Source organism: Streptomyces viridochromogenes (assembly GCF_001270495.1).
Taxonomy (GTDB): Bacteria; Actinomycetota; Actinomycetes; order Streptomycetales; family Streptomycetaceae; genus Streptomyces; species Streptomyces viridochromogenes_A.
On record NZ_LGUR01000048.1, the window covers coordinates 110,304 to 130,858 of the forward strand.

Here is a 20,555-nt window from a genome sequence, read left to right on the forward strand (position 1 = left end):
GACGTCGTGTGCAGCGTTCACGGTACGGCCCAGGCGCACGGCACTCGGTCTGGACTCGGTCCAGGGGCCGCTCCCCGATGGTTGGTCCATCCCAGCGCGCCAGTCACGGCCCGTCGATCAGCCTACCGGGCGCGCCGACGCCGCCTGGTCCCGCGTCCACCATGCGAGCAACGATAGGAAGGGGCCGCAAAGCACTCGTAAGGCCAGAAATGGACAGTGGCCGCGAGCCTCGTGACGGTCGGGACACGAGCCCTCGTGGTGGCGGAAACGGAGAGCCCCGTGAGCAGGTCGAGCACCACCGAGTCCCTGATCGCCGCGGTCGACGCGCACAGCGCCCACAACTACCACCCGTTGCCGGTCGTGGTGGCGACGGCGGACGGGGCGTGGATGACGGATGTGGAAGGGCGACGGTATCTGGATCTGCTGGCCGGGTATTCGGCGCTCAACTTCGGGCACGGCAACCGGCGGATCGTGGACGCGGCGAAGGCGCAGCTGGAGCGGGTGACGCTGACGTCGCGGGCGTTTCATCACGACCGGTTCGCGGCGTTCTGCGAGCAGCTCGCCGAGCTGTGCGGGATGGAGATGGTGCTGCCGATGAACACGGGGGCGGAAGCGGTGGAGACGGCCGTGAAGACCGCCCGCAAGTGGGGCTACCGGGTCAAGGGGGTGCCGGCGGAGATGGCGAAGATCGTCGTCGCCGGCAACAACTTCCACGGCCGCACCACGACGATCATCAGCTTCTCCACCGACCCGGAGGCGCGGGCGGACTACGGGCCGTACACACCGGGCTTCGAGATCGTGCCGTACGGGGATCTGACGGCGATGCGGGAGGCGTTGACGGAGAACACGGTGGCCGTGCTGCTGGAGCCGATCCAGGGCGAGGCGGGGGTGCTCGTTCCGCCGGCCGGCTATCTGCCGGCGGTGCGGGAGCTGACGCGGGAGCGGAACGTGCTGTTCGTCGCGGACGAGATCCAGTCGGGGCTGGGGCGCACGGGTCGTACGTTCGCGTGCGAGCACGAGGGTGTGGTGCCGGATGCGTATGTGCTGGGGAAGGCGCTCGGGGGCGGGGTGGTGCCGGTGTCGGCGGTGGTGTCGTCGGCCGAGGTGCTGGGGGTCTTCCGGCCCGGGGAGCACGGGTCGACGTTCGGCGGGAATCCGCTGGCGTGTGCGGTGGCGCTGGAGGTGATCGCGATGCTGCGGACAGGCGAGTTCCAGGAGCGGTCGGCGGAGCTCGGCGCGCATCTGCACCGGGAACTGGCCCTGTTGGCCGGGACGGGCCGGGTGACGGCGGTGCGGGGGCGCGGGCTGTGGGCGGGGGTCGACATCGGCCGGGCGTTCGGCACGGGGCGGGAGGTGTCCGAGAAGCTGATGGACCGGGGTGTGCTGGTGAAGGACACCCAGGGGGCGACGATCCGTATCGCGCCGCCCCTGGTGATCGGGAAGGAGGATCTGGACTGGGGGCTCGCCCAGTTGCGGGGTGTACTCGGGGTGTGAGTCGGCCGCCGCCCGGCGTCAGCGGTGTGCGGTGTGGTCGAGGATCGCGGTGGCGAGGGGTTTGTGGATCTCGGGCGGGAGTGCGTGGCCCATGCCGGGGATCTCGACGACGTGGGCGCCGTGGATCGTCTGGGCGAGGTGCTGGGCGTGCGGGAGGGGGAAGACCGGTTCGGCGGGCGCTGAGACGACGAGGGTGGGGACCGTGGTCCGGGCGAGTTGTTCGGTACGGAGCATGCCCGAGTAGTCGGCGCGGCCATGGGCGTCGCCGGGCCGGTGATGGCCGGTGTGGGCGATGACCTTGCGGTCGAGGGTGCGGAAGTAGTCGGCGTCGAAGGGGATGTGGCCGCCGGACAGAAGCCGCCAGTGGGCGACCCGGCGGTCCAGTTCAGCCTCCCGGCCCTCGTCGCTCCAGGGCTGGGACCACAGCTCCATGATGCGGGGGTCTATTCCGGGGAGTTCCTCCACCGGGGTGCGGGTGCCGTCCGGGTGGATGTAAGGGGTGTCGCTCAGGGCGCTCGTGCCGATCAGGGTCGCACTCAGCAGGCGGTCGGGGTGATCGGCGATCAGGAGCTGGGTGAGCATGCCGCCCAGCGACATACCGACGACATGGGCGCGGGCGACGCCGAGTCCGTCCAGGACCGCGAGGGCGTCGTCGGCGAGGGTGGTGAGGGGGTAGGGCTGGTCGTCGTAGGCCCAGGTGGAGCGGCCGGTGTCGCGGTGGTCGTAGCGGATGACGCGGTGCTGGGCGGCGAGGAGGGCGACGAGTTCGTCGGGCCAGCCGAGGCCGGAGGCCTGCGCGCCCATGATCAGGAGAAGCGGGGGTGCGTCGGGGGCGCCGCGGTCCTCTGCCCAGAGGCGGATCCCGGGTGCCGTGTCCAGGTCGATGAGGTGGTCCATGAGGGCGGGCTCCCTGTGGGTGCGATGCGACCAGAAAGAAAGAAAGAGAGTTCGAGACGAGACGTACCGTATCGGAACTTGGTGGCGCCGGCCACCCTGTATGCGGCATCGCGGGGGGGGGCGCTCATCCGGGTCTGCCGCCTTCGATGTGCGACAGCCGTTCGGCGTACGGCCGCTACTCGGCGTACGGCCGCTAAAGGATCACGTGTGGCAGGAAGCGGGCGTACTCGTCCGTGATCAGGCCGGACGACTCGCGGATGCCGAGGCCGGCCGACTCGTCCTCGACGACCCATGCGCCGAGGACGACGTGGTTGCCGTCGAAGGCGGGGAGCGGGGCCAACTGCTGGTAGCAGCAGGGTTCTTCGCGGACGACCGCCGCCTGGGCTCCGGGTTCGTGGATCGTCACGCCGGCGCCCTCGCGGCCGAGCAGGGGCTTGGCGACATAGCCGGTGGTGCCCGCCAACTCCCGTGGCCCGTCGAGGTAGGCGGGGAGGAGGTTCGGGTGGTCCGGGTAGAGCTCCCAGAGGATGGCGAGGAGGGCCTTGTTGCTGAGGAGCATCTTCCAGGCCGGTTCGATCCAAAGGGTCGTGCCCGTGCCGCCGCCGTTGTCGAGGGTGTCCAGGACGTGGCCGGCGAAGCGGTCCGTGGTGAGCCACTCCCAGGGGTAGAGCTTGAAGCAGCTGCGGATGAAGCGGAGTTGGGTGTCGACGAAGCGGCCGGAGAGACGGTCCCAGCCGATCTCCTCCATGGAGATCCAGCCGGTGTCCAGGCCCGCCTGTTCCGCGGTCTCCTTGAGGTAGGCCACCGTCATCAGGTCCTCGCCGAGTTCGTCGGCCGAGGAGTACGCGAAGTAGAGGGGGCTGCCGGGCGGGAGCAGGGCGGACTGTTTCCTCCAGGCGGCGACGAGGCGTTCATGGAGGGAGTTCCACTGGTCGGCGCCGGGGAAGCGCTCCTCCATCCAGAACCACTGGGGCGAGGCGGCCTCGACGAGGGACGTCGGGGTGTCGGCGTTGTACTCCAGGAGTTTCGCCGGGCCGGTGCCGTCGTAGCGGAGGTCGAAGCGGCCGTAGACGGAGGGGAGTTCGGCGCGGCGGCGCCATGCCTCGGCGACCACTTCCGCGATGCGCGGGTCGGTGATGCCGAGGTCGGCGAAGCGGTGCTCGGCGACGATGTGCTCGGCCGCCGCCAGGCACATGGTGTGGAGGTCCTCGACGACCTCCTCCAGCGTCTCGACCTCCGGGAGCGAGAAGACGTAGTAGGCGCTCTCGTCCCAGTACGGGCGCAGGGAGTCGTCGGGGTGGCGGGTGAGGGGATAGATGAGCCCCTGCTCCTCGACGGTCCGCTGCCAGTCGGGGCGGGGGTCTGTCGTGCGGCGTTCCATCTCGTACGGTGCTCTGCTCTGCTCTGCTCTGCCTGACCTGCCTGCTCTGCCTGGGACCTGCCCTGCCCGCTCAGCCGCCGCTGCTGCCCGAGCCCGAGCAGCCGAAGCCGCCGCGGTCGACGGCCTCGCTGCGGCTGAAGGTGCCGTAGTCGGCGCGGCCGTCGTCGGTGTCGGCGTCGTAGTACCAGGCGGCGTCGGAGCTGCCGGTCTTCTTCCTGCCGCTCTTGCCGTACGAGGAGCTGGAGCTGCCGCCGGAGTTGCAGTTCTTGTCCGCGATGACCTTGTAGCCCTCGTAGGTGTAGCTGTCGCGGTCCACGCAGCGCCGGTCGGGGTCGGAGCTGCACGAGGTCAGTGCCGCGGCTATGACTCCCATGCCGCCGAGGACGACCGTGCTAGAGCGCAGTCGGCGTCGCGTTTCCGCCATGTGTGTCTCCCCCGATAGGTCCCGGGATCCGGAGTTCCCGGTGATCCGGTTGTTCGTCGTACTTCAGGCGGACAGCCTAGAGATCGTTAAGAGTGCGGCTGTCGGGGGGCTGCCGTTTCTCCTGCTCACCTAGAGTCGCTTTGTGCTGTTTGGGATGCTGTGTGCGCTGGGTGCGGCGGTCTGTTTCGGTACGGCCACCGTGCTGCAGGCGGTGGCCGCGCGGGCCGCGAGCGCGCAGGGGGGCCGGGGTGGCGAGGCCGGAGTCCTGCTGCGGGCGCTACGGCAGTGGCGGTACCTGGCCGGGCTGGCCCTGGACGGGCTGGGGTTCGTCCTGCAGGTCGCCGCCCTGCGGTCGCTTCCCATCTACGCCGTCTCGGCGGCGTTGGCGTCCAGTCTCGCGGTGACCGCGGTCGTCGCGGCGCGGTTGCTCCGGGTGCGGTTGCGGCGGAGCGAGTGGGCCGCGGTGGCGGTGGTGTGTGCCGGGCTGGCGATGCTCGGGCTGGCCTCGGGGGCGGAGGGGGACAGGGGCGGTTCGGATGCGCTCCGGTTCGCGATGCTCGGGGTGGCCCTGGGGGTGCTGGGGGTGGGGCTCGCGGGTGGGCGGCTGCCGGAGCGGGGGCGGGGGTTGGTGCTCGGACTGGCGGCCGGTTTCGGCTTCGGGGTGGTGGAGGTGGCGGTACGGCTGATCGACTCGGTCGCGGTGTCGGAGCTGGTGGTGAATCCGGCGACGTATGCGCTGCTGTTGGGGGGCGGGGCGGCGTTTCTGGCGCTGACGTCGGCGTTGCAGCGCGGCTCGGTGACCACGGCCACCGCGGCGATGGTGATCGGGGAGACGATCGGGCCGGCACTGGTGGGCGTGGTGTGGCTCGGGGACCGTACGCGGGAGGGGCTGGCCTGGCTGGCGGTGCTGGGGTTCGTGGTCGCCGTGGCGGGGGCACTGGCGTTGGCGCGGTTCGGGGAGGCGCCGGTCGAAGAGGATCAGGTCGGACGGGGTCAGTCCGAAGAGGGGCAGTTCGACGAGGGGCAGGGCGAAAAGACGACGTGACGGCGGCCGACTTCCACTCCTGTGGCGGTCTCCGACCTCGCCGAGGTGCGGCGCGCGGCAGCCCTGTTCGACAGCGCCGCCGCCGACACCGCTCTGGACCATCTGCGACCGCGGCGCCGCATCGTGCGCCACGTTCGGCCGGCCGACCTGATGATCAGGGCAGTGTCGCGCACAGCGCGTCCAGCGCCCCCGACCATCCGTGGTCCGGCGGTCTCCCGTACCCGACGACCAGCGCGTCCAACGGCTCCACCAGCGCGTCGGGGCGGCGGTACCGGGTGAGGCCGTGCACGGCGAGGTCCTGCCAGTGGGCCGCCTGCACGACCGACTGCTCGGTGCCCGGCGGGAGTCGGAGTACGGCATGCAGTCCGGCTGCGATGCCGGTGGCGCTGACCTGCGGGGCGCGCTCGGCGAGGGCCGCGACCAGGGCGTCGCGCCGGCGCCGGTAGCGCAGCCGGGCGGCGCGTACGTGGCGGTCGTAGGCGCCGGACGTGAGGAACTCCGCCAGCGTCAGCTGGTCCAGCGCCCCGCATGTGTCGACGCCGCCCTTCTCCGCCGTGGCCTCCTCCACCAGCGCGGGCGGCAGCACCAACCAGGCCAGTCGCAGGCCGGGGGCGAGGGACTTGCTCGCGGTGCCGAGGTAGACGACCCGGTCGGGGTCGAGGCCCTGGAGCGCGCCGACGGGCTGGCGGTCGTAGCGGAACTCGCCGTCGTAGTCGTCCTCCAGGACCAGCCCGCCGGCGCGCCGCGCCCAGTCCACGAGGGCCGCGCGCCGGTCACGGTGCAGGGGCACACCCATCGGGAACTGGTGCGCGGGAGTGAGCAGGACCGCGCCAGGGTGCTCCGCTGGGGGCGCCGCGGTGGGTCGTTCGTCGTCTGCGGGGCTACGGTGGCCGGTCGCGCCCGCGCGGCGGAGCCGCATATGGACACCGCCCGCGCCCCTGTGCGGCGTTGGCGGAACGCCGCCCCACCCGTGGACCAACGCCCTTGGATCCGTGCCGAGTTCGTCGTAGGGCAGAGACGCCGTGTGCAGCCCCGCCCCCTCCAGGATGTCCCAGTGGGCCCGCAGGCCGTACGACTCGACTGCGACCGTGCTCACCCCGCGTGCCCGTAGCACCGCGCCGAGGATCCTCAGGCCGTGTGAGATCCCGCCGCACACCAGGATCCGTTCGGGGTCGGCGCGTACGCCCCGTACGCGGGAGAGGTAGCCGGCGAGGGCGGTGCGTAGTTCGGGGCGGCCATGTGGATCGCCGTAGCCGAGGGCGTCGTTCGGGGCGGCGGCCAGGGCGCGGCGGGCTGCACGGAGCCACTCCGTGCGCGGGAACGAGGCGAGGTCGGGCCAGCCGGGGCGCAGGTCGTACTCCGGTCGGCCGCGCTCGCGGGGCCGGCGAACCGTGCCGGCCGACGGGACGACCCTCCGCTCCGCGACCCGGGTGCCCGAACCCTGCCGTGCCGTGAGCCAGCCCTCGGCGACGAGGTCGGCGTAGGCGTCGGCGACGGTGTTGCGGGCGATACCGAGGTCGGCGGCGAGGGCGCGGGAGGAGGGCAGCCGGGTGCCGGGGGCGAGGCGGCCGGTGCGGACCGCGTCGCGCAGGGCGTCGGTCAGGCCCCGGCGCAGACCGGGACCGGCCGGCTCAAGGTGCAGGTCGACGCCGAAAGTGGCCCATGATTCCGCCATGGAAATGGACCATACCCGTGGGCTGCATCGTTCGTAGGGTCGGTGGCATGACCACTGACCAGACCATCCAGTACGCCCCAGAACACACCCAACGCCTGGACTGGGCCACCCTCGCCCCGGACGTCTTCAAGGCCATGGTCCGGCTGGACGCGGCGGCCCGGAAGGGCGTCGAGCCGAAGCTGCTGGAGCTGGTGAAGATCCGCGCCTCGCAGATCAACCACTGCGCGCTCTGCCTCGACATGCACAGCAAGGACGCGCTCGCCGCCGGGGAGAGCGTCGAGCGGATCATCCAGCTCAGCGCGTGGGAGGAGTCCGAGCACTTCTACACGGAGAAGGAACTCGCGGCGCTGGAGCTGACGGAGGCGGTGACCGTGCTGACGGACGGCTTCGTGCCCGACGAGGTGTACGCGAAGGCCGCGAAGCACTTCGAGGAGGCCGAACTGGCCCAGCTGATCGCCGCGATCACGGTGATCAACGCCTGGAACCGGTTCGGGGTGGCCTGCCGTCGGGTGCCCGGGCACTACCAGCCGGGACAGCACGCGTGACGGTCCGCACCGCGCTCCTGGACCGGACGGTCGGCCAGGCCATGTCGTCGCTCAGCGCCGTCGCGAAGCATGGCCTCGGCGACCCCGCACTCGCCGAACTCGTCATGATCCGGGCCTCGCAGCTCAACCACTGCGCCTTCTGCCTGGACATGCACCTCACCATCGCGCGGAAGCACGGGGTGAGCGAAGCACAGCTCGACCTGCTGGCCGCCTGGGAGGAGGCCGAGGGCGTCTTCGACGAGCGGGAGCGGGCCGCGCTCGCGCTGACGGAGGCCGTGACCGTGCTGACGGACGGGTTCGTACCGGACGAGGTGTACGCGAAGGCCGCCGCCCACTTCGACGACGTCCGGCTCGCCCATCTCGTCGGGCTGATCGTCGCCATCAACAACTGGAACCGGGTGATGGTCGGCCGCCGGATCCCGCCGGGAGGTTACACGCCATGAGGAAGGTGGATGTCTTCCGCGCCCTGCACAAGGGGCGGCTGCCCGACGACCCGCTCGTACTGCCGGGCCCCTGGGACGCGGTGAGCGCCCAGGTGTTCGAGAAGGCCGGGTTCCCCGCGCTCGCCACGCCCAGCGCGGGGGTCGCGCTCTCGCTCGGGTACGCGGACGGGGAGGTCCCGGCCGACGAGATGTTCGCCGCGGTGGCGCGCATCGTGCGGGCCGTGGACGTACCGGTGTCGGCGGACGTGGAGGGCGGGTACGGGCTGGCGCCGAAGGAGCTGGTGGAGCGGCTGCTGGAGGCCGGGGCCGTGGGCTGCAACCTTGAGGACTCGAACGGGGGTGTCCTCAAGGACCCGCGCGAGCACGCCGAATGGCTCGCGGAGGTGCGGTACGCGGCCGGTGACCGGCTCTTCGTCAACGCGCGCGTCGACACCTTCGAGTACGGCGACGCCGATCCCGAACGCGCCATCGAGCGAGCCGCGCTGTACGTCGCCGCGGGCGCCGACTGCGTCTATCCGATCGGCGCCCCGGCGAACCTACTGCCCCTGCTGCGGTCCGGTATCGAAGGGCCGGTCAACGTGTACGCGAGGCCGGACGAGGGCCCCTCGCCCACCGAACTCGGTGAACTCGGGGCCACCCGCGTCACGTTCGGGCCGGGACTGCTGCGCAGCGCGGCACGGGCGCTGCGTGACATCGCCGACGGCCTCAGGCCCTAGGCCGGACCGGACCGGACCTGGGGAGGTTCAGGACAGCCACGCCTTCCACGTGGACTCGTGGCTGTCCACCCACTTCTTCGCCGCCTCCTCCGGCGACAGCTTCTGCTCGGCGATCATCAGGGAGACCTCGTTCTGGTCCTCGGTCGTCCACTTGAACTTCTTCAGCAGGGCCGCCGCCTCGCCGCCGGTCTTGGCGAAGTCCGCGTTGAGGTACTTCTGCAGCGGGGTGTGCGGATAGGCGCAGGCGACCTTCTCCGGGTCGGCGTCGCAGCCCTCCTTGTACGCCGGCAGCTTCACCTCGGTCATGGGGACCTTCTTGAACAGCCACTGCGGGGAGTACCAGTACGTCAGGAAGGGCTTCTTCTCCTTGGCGAACTGCTTGATCTGCGTGATCTGCGCGGCCTCCGAACCGGCGAACACCACCTGGTAGTCCAGGTCCAGGTTCTTCACCAGCGCCTTGTCGTTGGTGACGTAGGAGGGCGAGCCGTCCATCAGCTGGCCCTTGCCGCCGCTCTCCGCGGTGCGCATGGCGTCGGCGTACTTGTCGAGGTTCTTCCAGTCGGTGACGTCCGGGTGCTGCTTGGCGAAGTACGTCGGGACGTACCAGCCGATGTGCCCGGTGACCCCGAGGTCGCCGCCGGGCACGATCGTCTTCTTGTCCTTGACGTACCGCTGCTCCTCCTCCGGGTGGCCCCAGTCCTCCATGAGCGCGTCGACACGGCCCTGGCTGAGCGCGTCCCAGGCGGGGACCTCGTCGATCTGGACGGTGTCGACGCGGTAGCCGAGCTCGTGCTCCAGCAGGTACTGGGCCACGGCCACGTTGGCCTGCGCGCCCACCCAGGACTGGACGGACAGGGTCACGGACTTGGCGCCCTGCGCGTTGGCGAACGGCGAGGCCTGCTTGGTCATGTCGGCGGCGCCACAGCCGGTGAGCAGCGCCAGCGAGGACACGCCGGCCACTACGGCAGTCGTACGGAAACGGCCCCGGACAGGTTTACGAAGTCGCATGTCACGCTCCCTTCTTCGCGCGGCGTTCCGTCGGCTGGGTCACCCGGTCGAGCATCAGGCCCAGGCAGACGATCGCCGCGCCGGCCACCAGACCGGTCGCGAGGTCGCCCTGCGCGAGACCGGCGACGACCTCGTAGCCGAGCGCGCCACCGCCGACCAGGCCGCCGATGATGACGACGGCGAGGACCAGGACCACGCCCTGGTTGACGGCGAGCAGCAGCGCCGGGCGGGCGAGCGGGAGTTGGACCTGCCGCAGCTGCTGGGCGGGGGTCGCGCCGAGCGAGCGGGCCGACTCCAGGGCGGCCGGGTCGACCTGGCGCAGGCCCTGGGTGGTGATGCGGACGACGGCGGGCAGGGCGTAGACGACGGCCGCGGCGACCGCGGGTGCGCGGCCGACGCCGAACAGTGCCACCACCGGGATCAGGTACACGAACTGCGGCATCGTCTGGAACACGTCCAGGACGGGCCTCAGCAGCCGTTCGACGCGGTCGCTGCGGGCTGCCGCGATGCCGGTCGCGAAGCCCAGGACCAGGGTGACGGCGACGGCCGCCAGCACCTGGGAGAGGGTGTCGAGCGACGGGGTCCACACGCCCAGGACGCCGATCGCGGCCATGGCGAGCACGGCGGTGAGCGCGGTGCGCCAGGTGCCGATCAGCCAGGCGAGGGCGGCGACGATCAGCAGGACCGACCACCAGGGCAGCCACTGCAGGGTGTCGCGGACGGGGTCGAGGACCCAGGTGGTGAAGTGGGCCGCCCAGTCGGCGGTGCCGCCGACGACGGGGACGCCGGAGTAGAGGTGGTCGGTCATCCAGTCGACGGCGCGGTTGACGGGCTCGGCGATGTTCAGGGTCCAGGCGTCGGGCCAGTCGAGGCGGCCCATGAGACGCCCGGCGACGGCTACGGCCACGGCGGCGACCAGGGTGAACAGCCAGCGTGTCCGGCCGTTCGGCTGCGGCTCCGCGCCGAGCCCCTCCCCCGCCGCTCCCGTCACCCGGTCCAGGACGACGGCGAGCAGCACGATCGGGATGCCGGCCGCGAGCGCCGCACCCACGTCCACGGACCCCAGCGCCTGGTAGACGCGGTCACCGAGGCCGCCCGCGCCGATGACCGACGCGATGACCGCCATCGACAGCGCCATCATGATCGTCTGGTTGAGGCCGAGCAGGAGTTCCTTGCTGGCCAGCGGGATACGGGCGGTCAGCAGGCGCTGCCGCGCGGTGGCGCCGAGCGACTCGACCGCCTCCAGTACCTCCTTGTCGGCGCCGCGCAGGCCGAGGGCGGTGAGGCGGGCCATCGGCGGGGCGGCGTAGACGACGGTGGCCAGGACGGCCGCGGGGACGCCCATGCCGAAGACCAGGACGACGGGAAGCAGGTAGGCGTACGCGGGAAGCACCTGCATGGTGTCCAGGACGGGGCGCAGAATCCTGTCCATACGGTCGGAAAGCCCGGCGGCGAGGCCCAGCAGCGCGCCCACGACGACCGAGGCGAGGACCGCCACGACCATGAGCGCGAGGGTCTGCATGGTGGGGATCCACATGCCGAGGAACCCGCAGGCCAGGAACGCGGCACCGGTACCGGCGGCAAGTCTCCAGCCCGCGACCCGCCAGGCGGTCAGGGCCGCGGCGGCGGTGACGCCGGCCCAGCCGGCCGCGAGCAGCACCAGGTAGACGGCGCGTACGCAGATCACGACCGCGTTGCTGATGTGTCCGAAGAAGTAGACGAAGAGCGGGTGGCTGTCCCGGTTGTCGATGATCCAGACGCTGGCCTTGGTGAGCTGGTCGGAGAAGTCGACGGTCAGCGCGGCGGGCCAGGTGCCGCTCGCCCAGCGGGCGTTCGCCAGGGGCACGAGGATCGCGGCGACGAGGGCGAGCAGCAGGAGCTTGCGGACGACGGGCTGTTTCAGGATGCCGGGCAGGGCGGCGCGCGGGGCGGCGGCTGTGACGGTGGCCATCAAGCCACCTCCTTGCGCCGGCCCGTCCCCGCTACGACGCCGAGAAGCCGTTCGTGGTCGACCACCCCCAGACAACGGCCCCCTTCCATGACCCGGGCCGGGGCCCCGGTACGCGCCACGGCCTCGATCGCCTCGGACACCGTCGCGTCCGGTGAGACCGCCGGCCCGCTGCCGTTCTCGTCCGCCGACGCGGCGCGCATGGCCGAACGCACGGTCAGGACCTGCTCGCGCGGGACGTCGCGGACGAACTCGCGCACATAGTCGTCGGCCGGGGAGCCCACGATCTCCTCCGGGGTGCCCAGCTGGACGACGCGGCCGTCGCGCATGAGGGCGATGCGGTCGCCGAGCTTCAGGGCCTCGCTGAGGTCATGGGTGATGAAGACCATCGTGCGGCCCTCCTCGCGGTGCAGGCGGACGACCTCCTCCTGCATGTCCCGCCGGATCAGCGGGTCGAGCGCGCTGAACGGCTCGTCGAAGAGCAGGACCTCGGGGTCCACCGCCAGCGCCCGGGCCAGGCCGACACGCTGGCGCTGACCGCCGGACAGCTGGCCCGGCCTGCGGTGCTCCATGCCCTCCAGGCCGACCTTGGCGACGACCTGGGCGGCCCGCTCACGGCGCTCGGCCTTGCCGACGCCCTGGATCTCCAGGCCGTACGCCACGTTGTCCAGGACCGTGCGGTGCGGGAGCAGGCCGAAGTGCTGGAAGACCATCGCGGCGCGGTGGCGGCGCAGTTCGCGCAGGCGGGTCTTGTCCATGGCGCGGACGTCCTCGCCGTCGATGGCGATGGTGCCGGCCGTCGGCTCGATGAGCCGGGTCAGACAGCGCACCAGCGTGGACTTGCCGGAGCCCGACAGGCCCATGACGACGAAGACCTCGCCCTTGCGGACGTCGAAGGAGACGTCCTGGACCGCCGCCGTGCAGCCGGTGCGGGCGCGCAGCTCGGCGGGCGTGAGCCCGGCCAGCTCCGGGTCGCCCGGGACGCTGTGCGCCTTCGGTCCGAAGACCTTCCAGAGACCTTCGACAGAGAAAACGGGGGTACCAGTCGTACCAGCGGTAGCAGGGGTAGTACTCATCACGCCTCACCTCCAAGCAGATCGACGGCCTTCTCCCCGACCATGAGCACCCCGATCATCGGGTTCACGGCGGTCATCGTCGGGAACACGGAGGCGTCGGCGATACGAATTTTGTCCAGGCCGCGGATCCTCAACTGCGGGTCCACCACGGCCTGTTCGTCGTCGGCGGCGCCCATACGGCAGGTGCCGGCCGGGTGGTACACGGTGTGGGCGACCTTGCGGGCGTACTCGCTCAGCTCCTCGTCGCCGGTGACGTCGGGGCCGGGGCACACCTCCCGCTTGAGCCAGCCCGCCAGCGGTTCGGTCCTGGCGATCTCGCGGGCGATGCGGATCCCGTCGACGAGGGTGCGGCCGTCGTAGTCGTCCTCGTCGGTGAAGTAGCGGAAGTCGAGCGCGGGCTTGACGGACGGGTCGGCGCTGGTCAGGTAGAGCCGGCCGCGGCTCTTCGGCTTGGGGATGTTCGGGGTCATGGACACCCCGAACTCCGGCCGCTCGTAGCCCAGTCGCTCCGGGTTGTCCGTGAACGGGATCTGGTAGAAGTGGAACATCAGGTCCGGGCCCGGGTGTTCGAGGTCCCGGCGGACGAAAAGGCCCGCGTCGGAGTCCATCGCGGAGTTGTCCGGGATCGGGCCGTCGGTCTCCCAGACGATCACCGACTCGGGGTGGTCGAGCAGGTTCTCGCCGACACCCGGCAGGTCGTGAACCACCGGTATGCCCAGCCGGGTGAGGTCCTCCTTGGGACCGATGCCGGAGTGCATCAGCAGCCGGGGCGAGTCGACGGCGCCCGCACACAGGACGACCTCGCGCCGGGCGCGGATCAGGACTTCCTCGCCGTCCTTGGTGCGGACGTGGACGCCCTCGGCACGCGTGCCGTCGAGCTCCAGCTTGTACGCCCAGGTCTCCAGCAGGATCGTCAGGTTCTCGCGCTCGTCCATCACCGGGTGCAGATACGCCACCGACGCCGACGAGCGCTTGTTGTTCTCGGGGTGGTAGGCGAGGTCGAAGAAGCCGACGCCCTCGGTGAAGGGCTGCTTGTTGAAGCCCTCGACGCGCGGGACGCCGAGCGCGCCCTGCGCCGCGTCGACGAAGTCGCGGGCGATGGCGTTCCGGTCCTTCTCGTCGACCGGGACGATGTTGTTCTTCAGACGGGCGTAGTACGCCTCCATCGGCACCGCGCCCCAGCCCTTGGCGCCGGCTTCCTCCCACTCGTCCCAGTCGGACGGCAGCGGCTTGAAGGCGATGAGCGTGTTGTGCGAGGAACAGCCGCCCAGCACGCGGGCCCTGCTGTGCCGGATGTGCGAGTTGCCGCGGGGCTGCTCGGTCGTCGGGTAGTCGTAGTCCAGCTCGCCGCCGAGGAGACCCATCCAGCGGCGCAGGGTGAGGACGTCCTCACGGTCGACGTCACTGGGGCCGCCCTCGATGACGGCGACGGTGGTGTCGGGGTTCTCGGTGAGACGGGAGGCGATGACGGAACCTGCGGTTCCGCCGCCTATGACGACGTAGTCGTAGACAGGGGTGTTCTCGGGCATGTGGGGGTACTCCAGGGGCTTGCGAGGTCTTGCCGGGGGAGGGGTGCCGGCCCGGGTCAGCCGGTGAACCAGCGGACGGGCTTCGGCGCGAGGTTCTGGTACACGTGCTTGCTCTCGCGGTACTCGGCGAGCCCGGCGGGGCCGAGTTCGCGGCCCACCCCGCTCTTGCCGAAGCCGCCCCACTCCGCCTGGGGAAGGTAGGGGTGGAAGTCGTTGATCCAGACGGTGCCGTGCCGCAGCCGGCCCGCGACCCGGCGCGCCCGCCCCGCGTCGGCGGTCCAGACGGCGCCGGCGAGGCCGTACTCGGTGTCGTTGGCGAGGGCGATCGCCTCGTCCTCGGTGCGGAAGGTCTCGACGGTGAGGACCGGTCCGAAGACCTCCTCGCGTACGACGCGCATCTCGCGGTGGCAGTGGTCGAGGACGGTCGGCTCGTAGAAGTAGCCGCTCTCCGGCCGCTCCGGGGACGGCTCGGGCCGCCTGCCGCCGGAGCGCAGCACCGCGCCCTCCTTCAGCGCGGAGTCGACGTACGCCTCGACCTTCGCGCGCTGCTGCTCGGAGACGAGCGGTCCGCACTCGACGCCGTCGGCGGTGCCGCGGCCGAGCCGGATCCTGCCTGCCCTGCGGGCCAGTTCGGTGACGAAGCGGTCCCGGACGGAGTCCTCGATGATGAGGCGGCCGCCCGCCGAGCAGACCTGGCCGCTGTGGATGAAGGCGGCGTTGAGGGCCTGGTCGACGGCGGTGTCGAAGCCCTCGTCGGTGGCGCAGGCGTCGGCGAAGACGACGTTGGGGTTCTTGCCGCCGAGTTCGAGGGCGACCTTCTTGACGGAGGGCGCCGCGGCCTGGGCCACCTTCGTGCCGCTGACCAGGCCGCCGGTGAAGGAGACGAGGTCGACGTCGGGGTGCTCGGCGAGGCGGGCGCCGACGGAGTGGCCGGGCCCGGTGACGATGTTGGCGACCCCGGCGGGCAGCCCGGCCTCGACCAGCAGCTCGATGAGCGCGACGGTCGTCAGCGGGGTGATCTCGCTGGGCTTGACGACGAAGGTGTTCCCGGCGGCGAGCGCGGGCGCGATCTTCCAACTGGCCTGGAGGAGGGGGTAGTTCCAGGGGGTGATCAGCGCGCACACGCCGACCGGCTCGTGGACGACGACGCTGTGGAGGTCGGGTGAGCCCGCGTCGACGACCCGGCCCGGGGCCTCGGCGGCGACGAGGTCGGCGAAGTAGCGGAAGGCGTCGGCGACGCAGTCGATGTCGACCCGGCCCTCTTCCAGGGTCTTGCCGGCGTCGCGGCTCTCCAGCAGGCCGAGCGCCTCGCGGTCGCGCACCAGGAGATCGGCGACGCGGCGCAGCAGGGCGGCACGCTCGGCGACGGGTGTGCGCGGCCACTCCCCCTGACCGCCGTCGAAGGCGCGGTGGGCGGCCGCCACCGCCAGATCGGTGTCCTTCTCGTCACCCTCGGCGACCACGGCGAACGGCGTCGCGTCCGCGGGGTCGAGGATTTCGCGCGTCGCGCCGGAGACGGCCTCGCGCCATTCGCCGCCCGCGTGAATCGTCTGCTGCGCCTGCTGTCCGGTCATGATCGGTGTTGCCTTCCGTTCCTGTTCAGTGCCCCTGAGTCACACAGGTGTCACCCACGAGGACCGTGACCGCCTGCCCCGACCCTCGCCTTACATGCGCGATCGAGGCCGAAAGTGCGGTGCATCACTGAACATCCGGACAAACCGGAACGAAAAGGGGCGTCGAGGGATGGTCAAGAAGACCGGGCGGTTCAGAAGCCGACCGGCGGGTCCTCCCCCACCCGTCCGTCGATCGACTCGCGGATCAGGTCGGCCTGACCGACGTGGCGGGCGTACTCCTCGACGAGGTCGATCAGGACGCGTCGCACGCTGGGGGCCCGACCGTCGGGCCAGGTGTGGCGGACCAACTGATCCACGCCCCCCTCGGACAGCACTCGCCCCAGGTTCGCCCGGGAACGCGCCACCGCCTCCTCCCACAGCGCGTACAACTGCTCCGGCTTGTCCTGCGCCGCCGAGCGCCACTCCCAGTCGGGGTCGGCGTCCCAGTCCACCGCGTTCCACGGCGGGGGCAGCTCCACTCCGAGCAGGCGCCTGGTGAAGTACTCGTCCTCGACGAGGGCCAGGTGCTTGAGCAGCCCGCCCAGCGTGAGGGCGGAGGGCGCGAGCCGACGGTTCAGGGCCGCGGCGTCCAGCCCTTCGCACTTCCAGGCGAAGGTCCGGCGCTGCCGCTCCAGGGAGCCGATCAGGGTGTCGGCCTCGGAACCGGCGACGGGCGGCTCGACGTGGACCGGCTCTTCGGTGTCGTAGGTCATGACCCGCAGGCTAGGGTCCGTTCCGGTCGACCGACTTCCGGAATAGAAACCCACCTGGGCCGAGAATGAGCCACGCCGAAAGCCCCACCGCCCGCGCCCTCCTGCTTCTCGAACTCCTCCAGAACAACCCCGGCATCACCGCCGACCGCCTGGCCGCCCGCCTCGGCGTCTCCGAGCGTGCCGCCCGCCGCTACGTCGGCATCCTGCGCGAGGCCGGCATCCCCGTCGAGTCCACCCGGGGCCCGTACGGCGGCTACCGCCTCGGCCGGGGTCTGCGGCTGCCGCCGCTGATGTTCGCCCCGACCGAGGCGCTCGGCCTGGTCATGGCCGTCCTGGAAGGCCATCACGACGCGGCTGACCCGTCCGGCCCGGTGGGCAGCGCGCTCGGCAAGCTGCTGCGGGCCCTGCCCGAACCGGTCGCGCACCCGGCCGAGGCGGTCCGCAGGGTCAGCGCCCGGGGCGCCCCCGGCACGTCCGCGCGCCCCGACCCCGACACCACCGCCGCCCTCGTCCAGGCCGCCGCCGCACACCGCCGGCTACGCCTCGGCTACCGGCTGGGGTCGCGCGGCGAGCGCACCATGGAGGTCGACCCGTGGGCGGTCGTCGTCCACCACGGCCGCTGGTATCTGCTGTGCTGGTCGCACACCCGCGACGCGCGACGCGTCCTGCGCGTGGACCGGGTGACGAGCCTGACGGTCCTCCCCGACACCTTCGAACCGCCCACCGGCCTGAACCCCGTCGAGACCGTCGAGGAGCACCTCTCCCAGGGCTGGACCCACGAGGTGGAGATCGTGGTCGAAGCGCCCGCCTCGCGCGTCGCCGAGTGGCTCCCCCGCAGCCTCGGCCGCCCCGAACCGATCGACGACCGCACCACGCGCCTCCTCGCCACCACCGACGAACCGGACTGGTACGCCGAGCAGCTCACGGCGATCCGGGCCCCGTTCCGGATCGTCAGGCCGCGCGAACTGCGGGAGGCGGCGTCGGCGCTCGGCCGGCGTCTCACACAGGCGGCGGAAGGGGTCGACCAGGACGCGACCTTTGACTAAAGTCAAAGAATATGGAGCCAGTGAGGAATGCGGAGCCGGTATCGACCGACCACGTGACGGCCTTCCGCCGCTTCAACCGGTACTTCACCCGCCGCATCGGCGTCCTGGACGACCACTACCTCGGTCAGGACCGCCCGCTGGGTGAGGCCCGGCTGCTCTTCGAGATCGGGGACGGCGCGTCCCTGCGCGAACTCAGGAGCCGGCTCGGCCTGGACGCCGGGTATCTGAGCCGGATGGCCAAGGCGCTTCAGGCGCAGGGCATGGTCCGGCTGAGCGCGCACCCGCAGGACAACCGGCTGCGCATGATCGAGCTGACCGCGGCCGGGCGGGTGGAGGTGAAGGAGCAGGACCGGCGGGCCGGCGTGGCCGCGGCCGGGCTCCTCGCCGGCCTCAGCGAAACACAGCGCGCCGAACTGACCGGGGCGATGGCCACCGCCCAGCGGCTGCTGCGCCTCGCGGGCATCACGGTCGACCTCGTCGACGGCGCCGCACCGGACGCCCGGTCCTGCCTGGACGCCTACGCCGCCGACATCGACGAGCGGTTCCCCGAGGGGTTCGACAAGGACGACCTCGTACGGCCCGAGGAGGTGTCCGGCGACGCCGGCGCGTTCTTCGTCGCCTACGAGGAGGGCCGCCCCGTGGGCTGCGGGGCGCTACGGAGCCTGGAGCCCGGCGTCGGCGAGATCCGCCATGTCTGGGTGCATCCCGACGCCCGCCGCCTCGGCCTCGCGCGCCGACTGCTCGACGCCCTCGAACAGGAGGCCTCCGCACGGCACTTCACCGTCGTACGCCTCGACACACACGCCGCGCTCACCGAGGCGCAGGCGATGTACCGGGCGTGCGGATACACGGACATCCCGGCGTACGACGACAACGTCTACGCCAGCCACTGGTTCGAGAAGCGCCTGAACGGCTGACCCTCAACGGCACTGCCCGCCCGCGGGGCAGAAGGACTCCAGCGCGGTGGTGAGCGGTTCGCGGACCAGATCGGGGGCCAGCTCCGCCGGGCCGGCGGCGCGGATCGCGTAGAGCGTGCCGTCGGTGGCCTCGAAGCGGTGGTCGATGACCTGGCGCGGTCCCCTGTCCTCGTCGTCGTAGCGGTACGTGAGCTCGGACCAGCGGGCGGCCGCGGCGCGGTCCAGGGCCCGGTAGCCGGGCTGGTTCGCGTAGCCGTAGCCGGGGTCGTTCTCGGCGAGGTCGAGGGACTCGGCCGGAGTGTCCTCCGCCAACCCGAAGATCTGCAGGCTGCGCCCGTCGTCCGGGGCGTCGTAGAAGACGACCGGGGCCTTCTCGCCCTGCCGCTGACTGCGGATCCAGCCCTCCGGGACGTGGAGCGTGTAGCCGACGGGGTCCTGGGCGCGGCGGTAGCCGGGGATCGAAGAGGAGGACGGCGACAGGGACGGGGACGAGGAGTTGGGGGTGGGCGCGGGCGGGGTGGTGGTGACGACGCCGGGCAGCGGGTTCGTTCCGGCTCCGGTGAGGGGGGATTCGTCGCGGATGAGGAACCAGACTCCGGCTCCGACGCCCGCGCCGAGGACGGCCGCGGCGACGAGGACGAGAAGGAGGCGGCGGGCGCGGGGAGATGACGGCGGGACGGGCGGCGGGGCCGGGACGGGCGGGGGCGTCGACGTGAAGGTCTGCGTCCGGGCCGACGCCCACGGTGGCGGAACGATCGACTCCCGCGCTGCCCAGGCCGCCTGGCCTCTCTCCTCGCTGGGCTCGTGCTCCGACCAGGAACCGGAGCTGTGGCCACTGCCGTTGCCGCCGCTGTTGCCGTCCCATCCGCTCATGGCACGTCCCCCGAATCACCCCATGCGTACTGCTTCCGACGTTAGCGGCGAAAACGGCCGCAGGCCCCTTTCCGGAAGGAACCGGAACGGGGCCTGCGCAGGTTCGTGACAGAACTGCGGCTGAGCCGGGCTCAGATCAGACCGAGGGCACGGACCGCGTCGCGCTCCTCGGCGAGCTCCTGGACGGAGGCGTCGATCCGGGCGCGGGAGAACTCGTTGATGTCCAGGCCCTGGACGATCTCGTACTGGCCGTCCTTGGTGGTGACCGGGAAGGAGGAGATGAGGCCCTCCGGGACGCCGTACGAACCGTCGGACGGGATACCCATGGAGACCCAGTCGCCCTCGGCGGTGCCGTTGACCCAGGTGTGGACGTGGTCGACGGCGGCGTTGGCGGCGGAGGCCGCGGAGGAGGCGCCACGGGCCTCGATGATCGCCGCACCGCGCTTGGCGACGGTCGGGATGAAGTCCTCGGCCAGCCACTTCTCGTCGTTGACGACCTCGGCGGCGTTCTTGCCGGCGATGGTGGCGTGGAAGATGTCCGGGTACTGGGTGGCGGAGTGGTTGCCCCAGATGGTGAGCCGCTTGATGTCGGCGACCGTGGCGCCCGTCTTCTTCGCGAGCTGGGTCAGCGCGCGGTTGTGGTCGAGGCGGGTCATCGCGGTGAAGCGCTCGGCCGGTACGTCGGGCGCGGCGGCCTGCGCGATGAGCGCGTTGGTGTTGGCCGGGTTGCCGACGACCAGGACCTTGATGTCGTCCGCGGCGTGGGCGTTGATGGCCTGGCCCTGCGGCTTGAAGATGCCGCCGTTGGCCTCCAGGAGGTCACCGCGCTCCATGCCCTTGGTGCGGGGGCGGGCACCGACGAGCAGCGCGACGTTCGCCCCGTCGAAGGCGACGTTCGGGTCGTCGCTGATGTCGATGCCCTGGAGGAGCGGGAACGCGCAGTCGTCGAGCTCCATGGCGGTGCCCTCGGCGGCCTTGAGCGCGGGCGTGATCTCCAGGAGGCGCAGCTTGACCGGCACGTCCGCGCCGAGCAGCTGGCCGGAGGCGATGCGGAAGAGCAGGGCGTAACCGATCTGGCCGGCCGCGCCGGTGACGGTGACGTTCACGGGAGTGCGGGTCATGGCGTTCTCCGTATGACAGCTGGCGGTGAGGGCATCCCTGCCCCGGGGTGCGGGACGTAGAGATGATCGATCTCTTGGCGTCGAGAGATCC

Annotated in this window: 19 protein-coding genes and 1 riboswitch; of the genes, 7 read left to right on the plus strand and 12 right to left on the minus strand. The window is 71.6% G+C overall.

The genetic code is table 11. The features are described from left to right. Positions 1 to 20 precede the first annotated feature (20 nt). A riboswitch (ZMP/ZTP riboswitch) is annotated at positions 21 to 117 on the minus strand. 162 nt (positions 118 to 279) lie between these two features. Further along, positions 280 to 1,494, plus strand: coding sequence for an ornithine--oxo-acid transaminase (rocD, locus tag ADK36_RS07845; protein ID WP_048587008.1), 1,215 nt, complete (start codon positions 280 to 282; stop codon positions 1,492 to 1,494). An 18-nt stretch (positions 1,495 to 1,512) separates the two neighbouring features. On the opposite strand, the gene ADK36_RS07850 is transcribed toward rocD, so the two are convergent. The 3 genes from ADK36_RS07850 to ADK36_RS07860 form a co-directional block, all read right to left on the minus strand. Beyond that, positions 1,513 to 2,391, minus strand: a complete 879-nt coding sequence (locus ADK36_RS07850) for an alpha/beta fold hydrolase (protein ID WP_048587007.1) — start codon at positions 2,389 to 2,391, stop codon at positions 1,513 to 1,515. Between the two features lie 193 nt (positions 2,392 to 2,584). Next, a complete protein-coding gene (locus ADK36_RS07855) occupies positions 2,585 to 3,772 on the minus strand; it encodes a glutathionylspermidine synthase family protein (protein WP_048587006.1) in 1,188 nt (395 codons plus the stop codon). Positions 3,773 to 3,842: 70 nt separating this feature from the next. Next, entirely contained in the window at positions 3,843 to 4,196 is a 354-nt protein-coding gene (locus ADK36_RS07860; protein WP_048587005.1) for a hypothetical protein, read from the minus strand. Positions 4,197 to 4,350: 154 nt separating this feature from the next. On the opposite strand from ADK36_RS07860, the gene ADK36_RS07865 reads away from it, so the two are divergent. Continuing rightward, a complete protein-coding gene (locus ADK36_RS07865) occupies positions 4,351 to 5,241 on the plus strand; it encodes a hypothetical protein (protein WP_053196844.1) in 891 nt (296 codons plus the stop codon). Between the two features lie 154 nt (positions 5,242 to 5,395). On the opposite strand, the gene ADK36_RS07870 is transcribed toward ADK36_RS07865, so the two are convergent. Continuing rightward, positions 5,396 to 6,916: a PLP-dependent aminotransferase family protein gene (locus ADK36_RS07870; RefSeq protein ID WP_048586851.1), complete on the minus strand. Its 1,521-nt coding sequence runs from the start codon at positions 6,914 to 6,916 to the stop codon at positions 5,396 to 5,398. Positions 6,917 to 6,963: 47 nt separating this feature from the next. On the opposite strand from ADK36_RS07870, the gene ADK36_RS07875 reads away from it, so the two are divergent. Genes ADK36_RS07875 through ADK36_RS07885 form a run of 3 tightly spaced genes read left to right on the plus strand, consistent with a single transcriptional unit; the run spans position 6,964 to position 8,620 of the window. Further along, entirely contained in the window at positions 6,964 to 7,461 is a 498-nt protein-coding gene (locus ADK36_RS07875) for a carboxymuconolactone decarboxylase family protein (protein WP_048586852.1), read from the plus strand. After that, a complete protein-coding gene (locus ADK36_RS07880; protein WP_048586853.1) occupies positions 7,458 to 7,904 on the plus strand; it encodes a carboxymuconolactone decarboxylase family protein in 447 nt (148 codons plus the stop codon). The genes ADK36_RS07875 and ADK36_RS07880 overlap by 4 nt, the downstream gene beginning before the upstream one ends. Beyond that, complete coding sequence (locus ADK36_RS07885) at positions 7,901 to 8,620, plus strand: isocitrate lyase/PEP mutase family protein (RefSeq protein WP_053196828.1); 720 nt, start codon at positions 7,901 to 7,903, stop codon at positions 8,618 to 8,620. Before ADK36_RS07880 ends, ADK36_RS07885 begins: the two co-directional genes overlap by 4 nt. A gap of 27 nt (positions 8,621 to 8,647) precedes the next feature. Here the strand turns inward: ADK36_RS07885 and ADK36_RS07890 are convergent, their stop codons facing one another. From ADK36_RS07890 to ADK36_RS07915, 6 genes are all read right to left on the minus strand, one after another. Beyond that, a complete protein-coding gene (locus ADK36_RS07890; RefSeq protein ID WP_048586855.1) occupies positions 8,648 to 9,628 on the minus strand; it encodes an ABC transporter substrate-binding protein in 981 nt (326 codons plus the stop codon). Between the two features lies 1 nt (position 9,629). Further along, positions 9,630 to 11,579 carry an ABC transporter permease gene (locus tag ADK36_RS07895; RefSeq protein ID WP_053196830.1) on the minus strand — a complete coding sequence of 650 codons (1,950 nt, stop codon included), beginning with the start codon at positions 11,577 to 11,579 and terminating at the stop codon, positions 9,630 to 9,632. After that, a complete protein-coding gene (locus tag ADK36_RS07900; RefSeq protein WP_048586857.1) occupies positions 11,579 to 12,652 on the minus strand; it encodes a quaternary amine ABC transporter ATP-binding protein in 1,074 nt (357 codons plus the stop codon). The genes ADK36_RS07895 and ADK36_RS07900 overlap by 1 nt, the downstream gene beginning before the upstream one ends. After that, on the minus strand, positions 12,652 to 14,181 hold the full coding sequence (locus ADK36_RS07905; RefSeq protein ID WP_048586858.1) for a GMC family oxidoreductase: 1,530 nt from the start codon (positions 14,179 to 14,181) through the stop codon (positions 12,652 to 12,654). The genes ADK36_RS07900 and ADK36_RS07905 overlap by 1 nt, the downstream gene beginning before the upstream one ends. Before the next feature lie 56 nt (positions 14,182 to 14,237). Next, positions 14,238 to 15,755: an aldehyde dehydrogenase family protein gene (locus ADK36_RS07910; RefSeq protein WP_048586859.1), complete on the minus strand. Its 1,518-nt coding sequence runs from the start codon at positions 15,753 to 15,755 to the stop codon at positions 14,238 to 14,240. Positions 15,756 to 15,946: 191 nt separating this feature from the next. Next, positions 15,947 to 16,507, minus strand: coding sequence for a DinB family protein (locus ADK36_RS07915; RefSeq protein ID WP_048586860.1), 561 nt, complete (start codon positions 16,505 to 16,507; stop codon positions 15,947 to 15,949). A gap of 65 nt (positions 16,508 to 16,572) precedes the next feature. Here ADK36_RS07915 and ADK36_RS07920 point away from each other — a divergent pair, with 65 nt between their 5' ends. Both ADK36_RS07920 and ADK36_RS07925 read left to right on the plus strand, forming a co-directional pair. Further along, the gene (locus ADK36_RS07920) at positions 16,573 to 17,553 is read left to right on the plus strand and encodes a helix-turn-helix transcriptional regulator (protein ID WP_053196832.1); all 981 of its coding nucleotides are present in this window, start codon (positions 16,573 to 16,575) and stop codon (positions 17,551 to 17,553) included. 11 nt (positions 17,554 to 17,564) lie between these two features. Next, a complete protein-coding gene (locus tag ADK36_RS07925; RefSeq protein WP_053196834.1) occupies positions 17,565 to 18,470 on the plus strand; it encodes a bifunctional helix-turn-helix transcriptional regulator/GNAT family N-acetyltransferase in 906 nt (301 codons plus the stop codon). Between the two features lie 3 nt (positions 18,471 to 18,473). Here ADK36_RS07925 and ADK36_RS07930 read toward each other — a convergent pair whose 3' ends face one another. After that, positions 18,474 to 19,343, minus strand: coding sequence for a hypothetical protein (locus ADK36_RS07930; RefSeq protein ID WP_053196836.1), 870 nt, complete (start codon positions 19,341 to 19,343; stop codon positions 18,474 to 18,476). A gap of 131 nt (positions 19,344 to 19,474) precedes the next feature. Further along, positions 19,475 to 20,464 carry a malate dehydrogenase gene (locus ADK36_RS07935; protein ID WP_048586864.1) on the minus strand — a complete coding sequence of 330 codons (990 nt, stop codon included), beginning with the start codon at positions 20,462 to 20,464 and terminating at the stop codon, positions 19,475 to 19,477. Positions 20,465 to 20,555 lie beyond the last annotated feature (91 nt).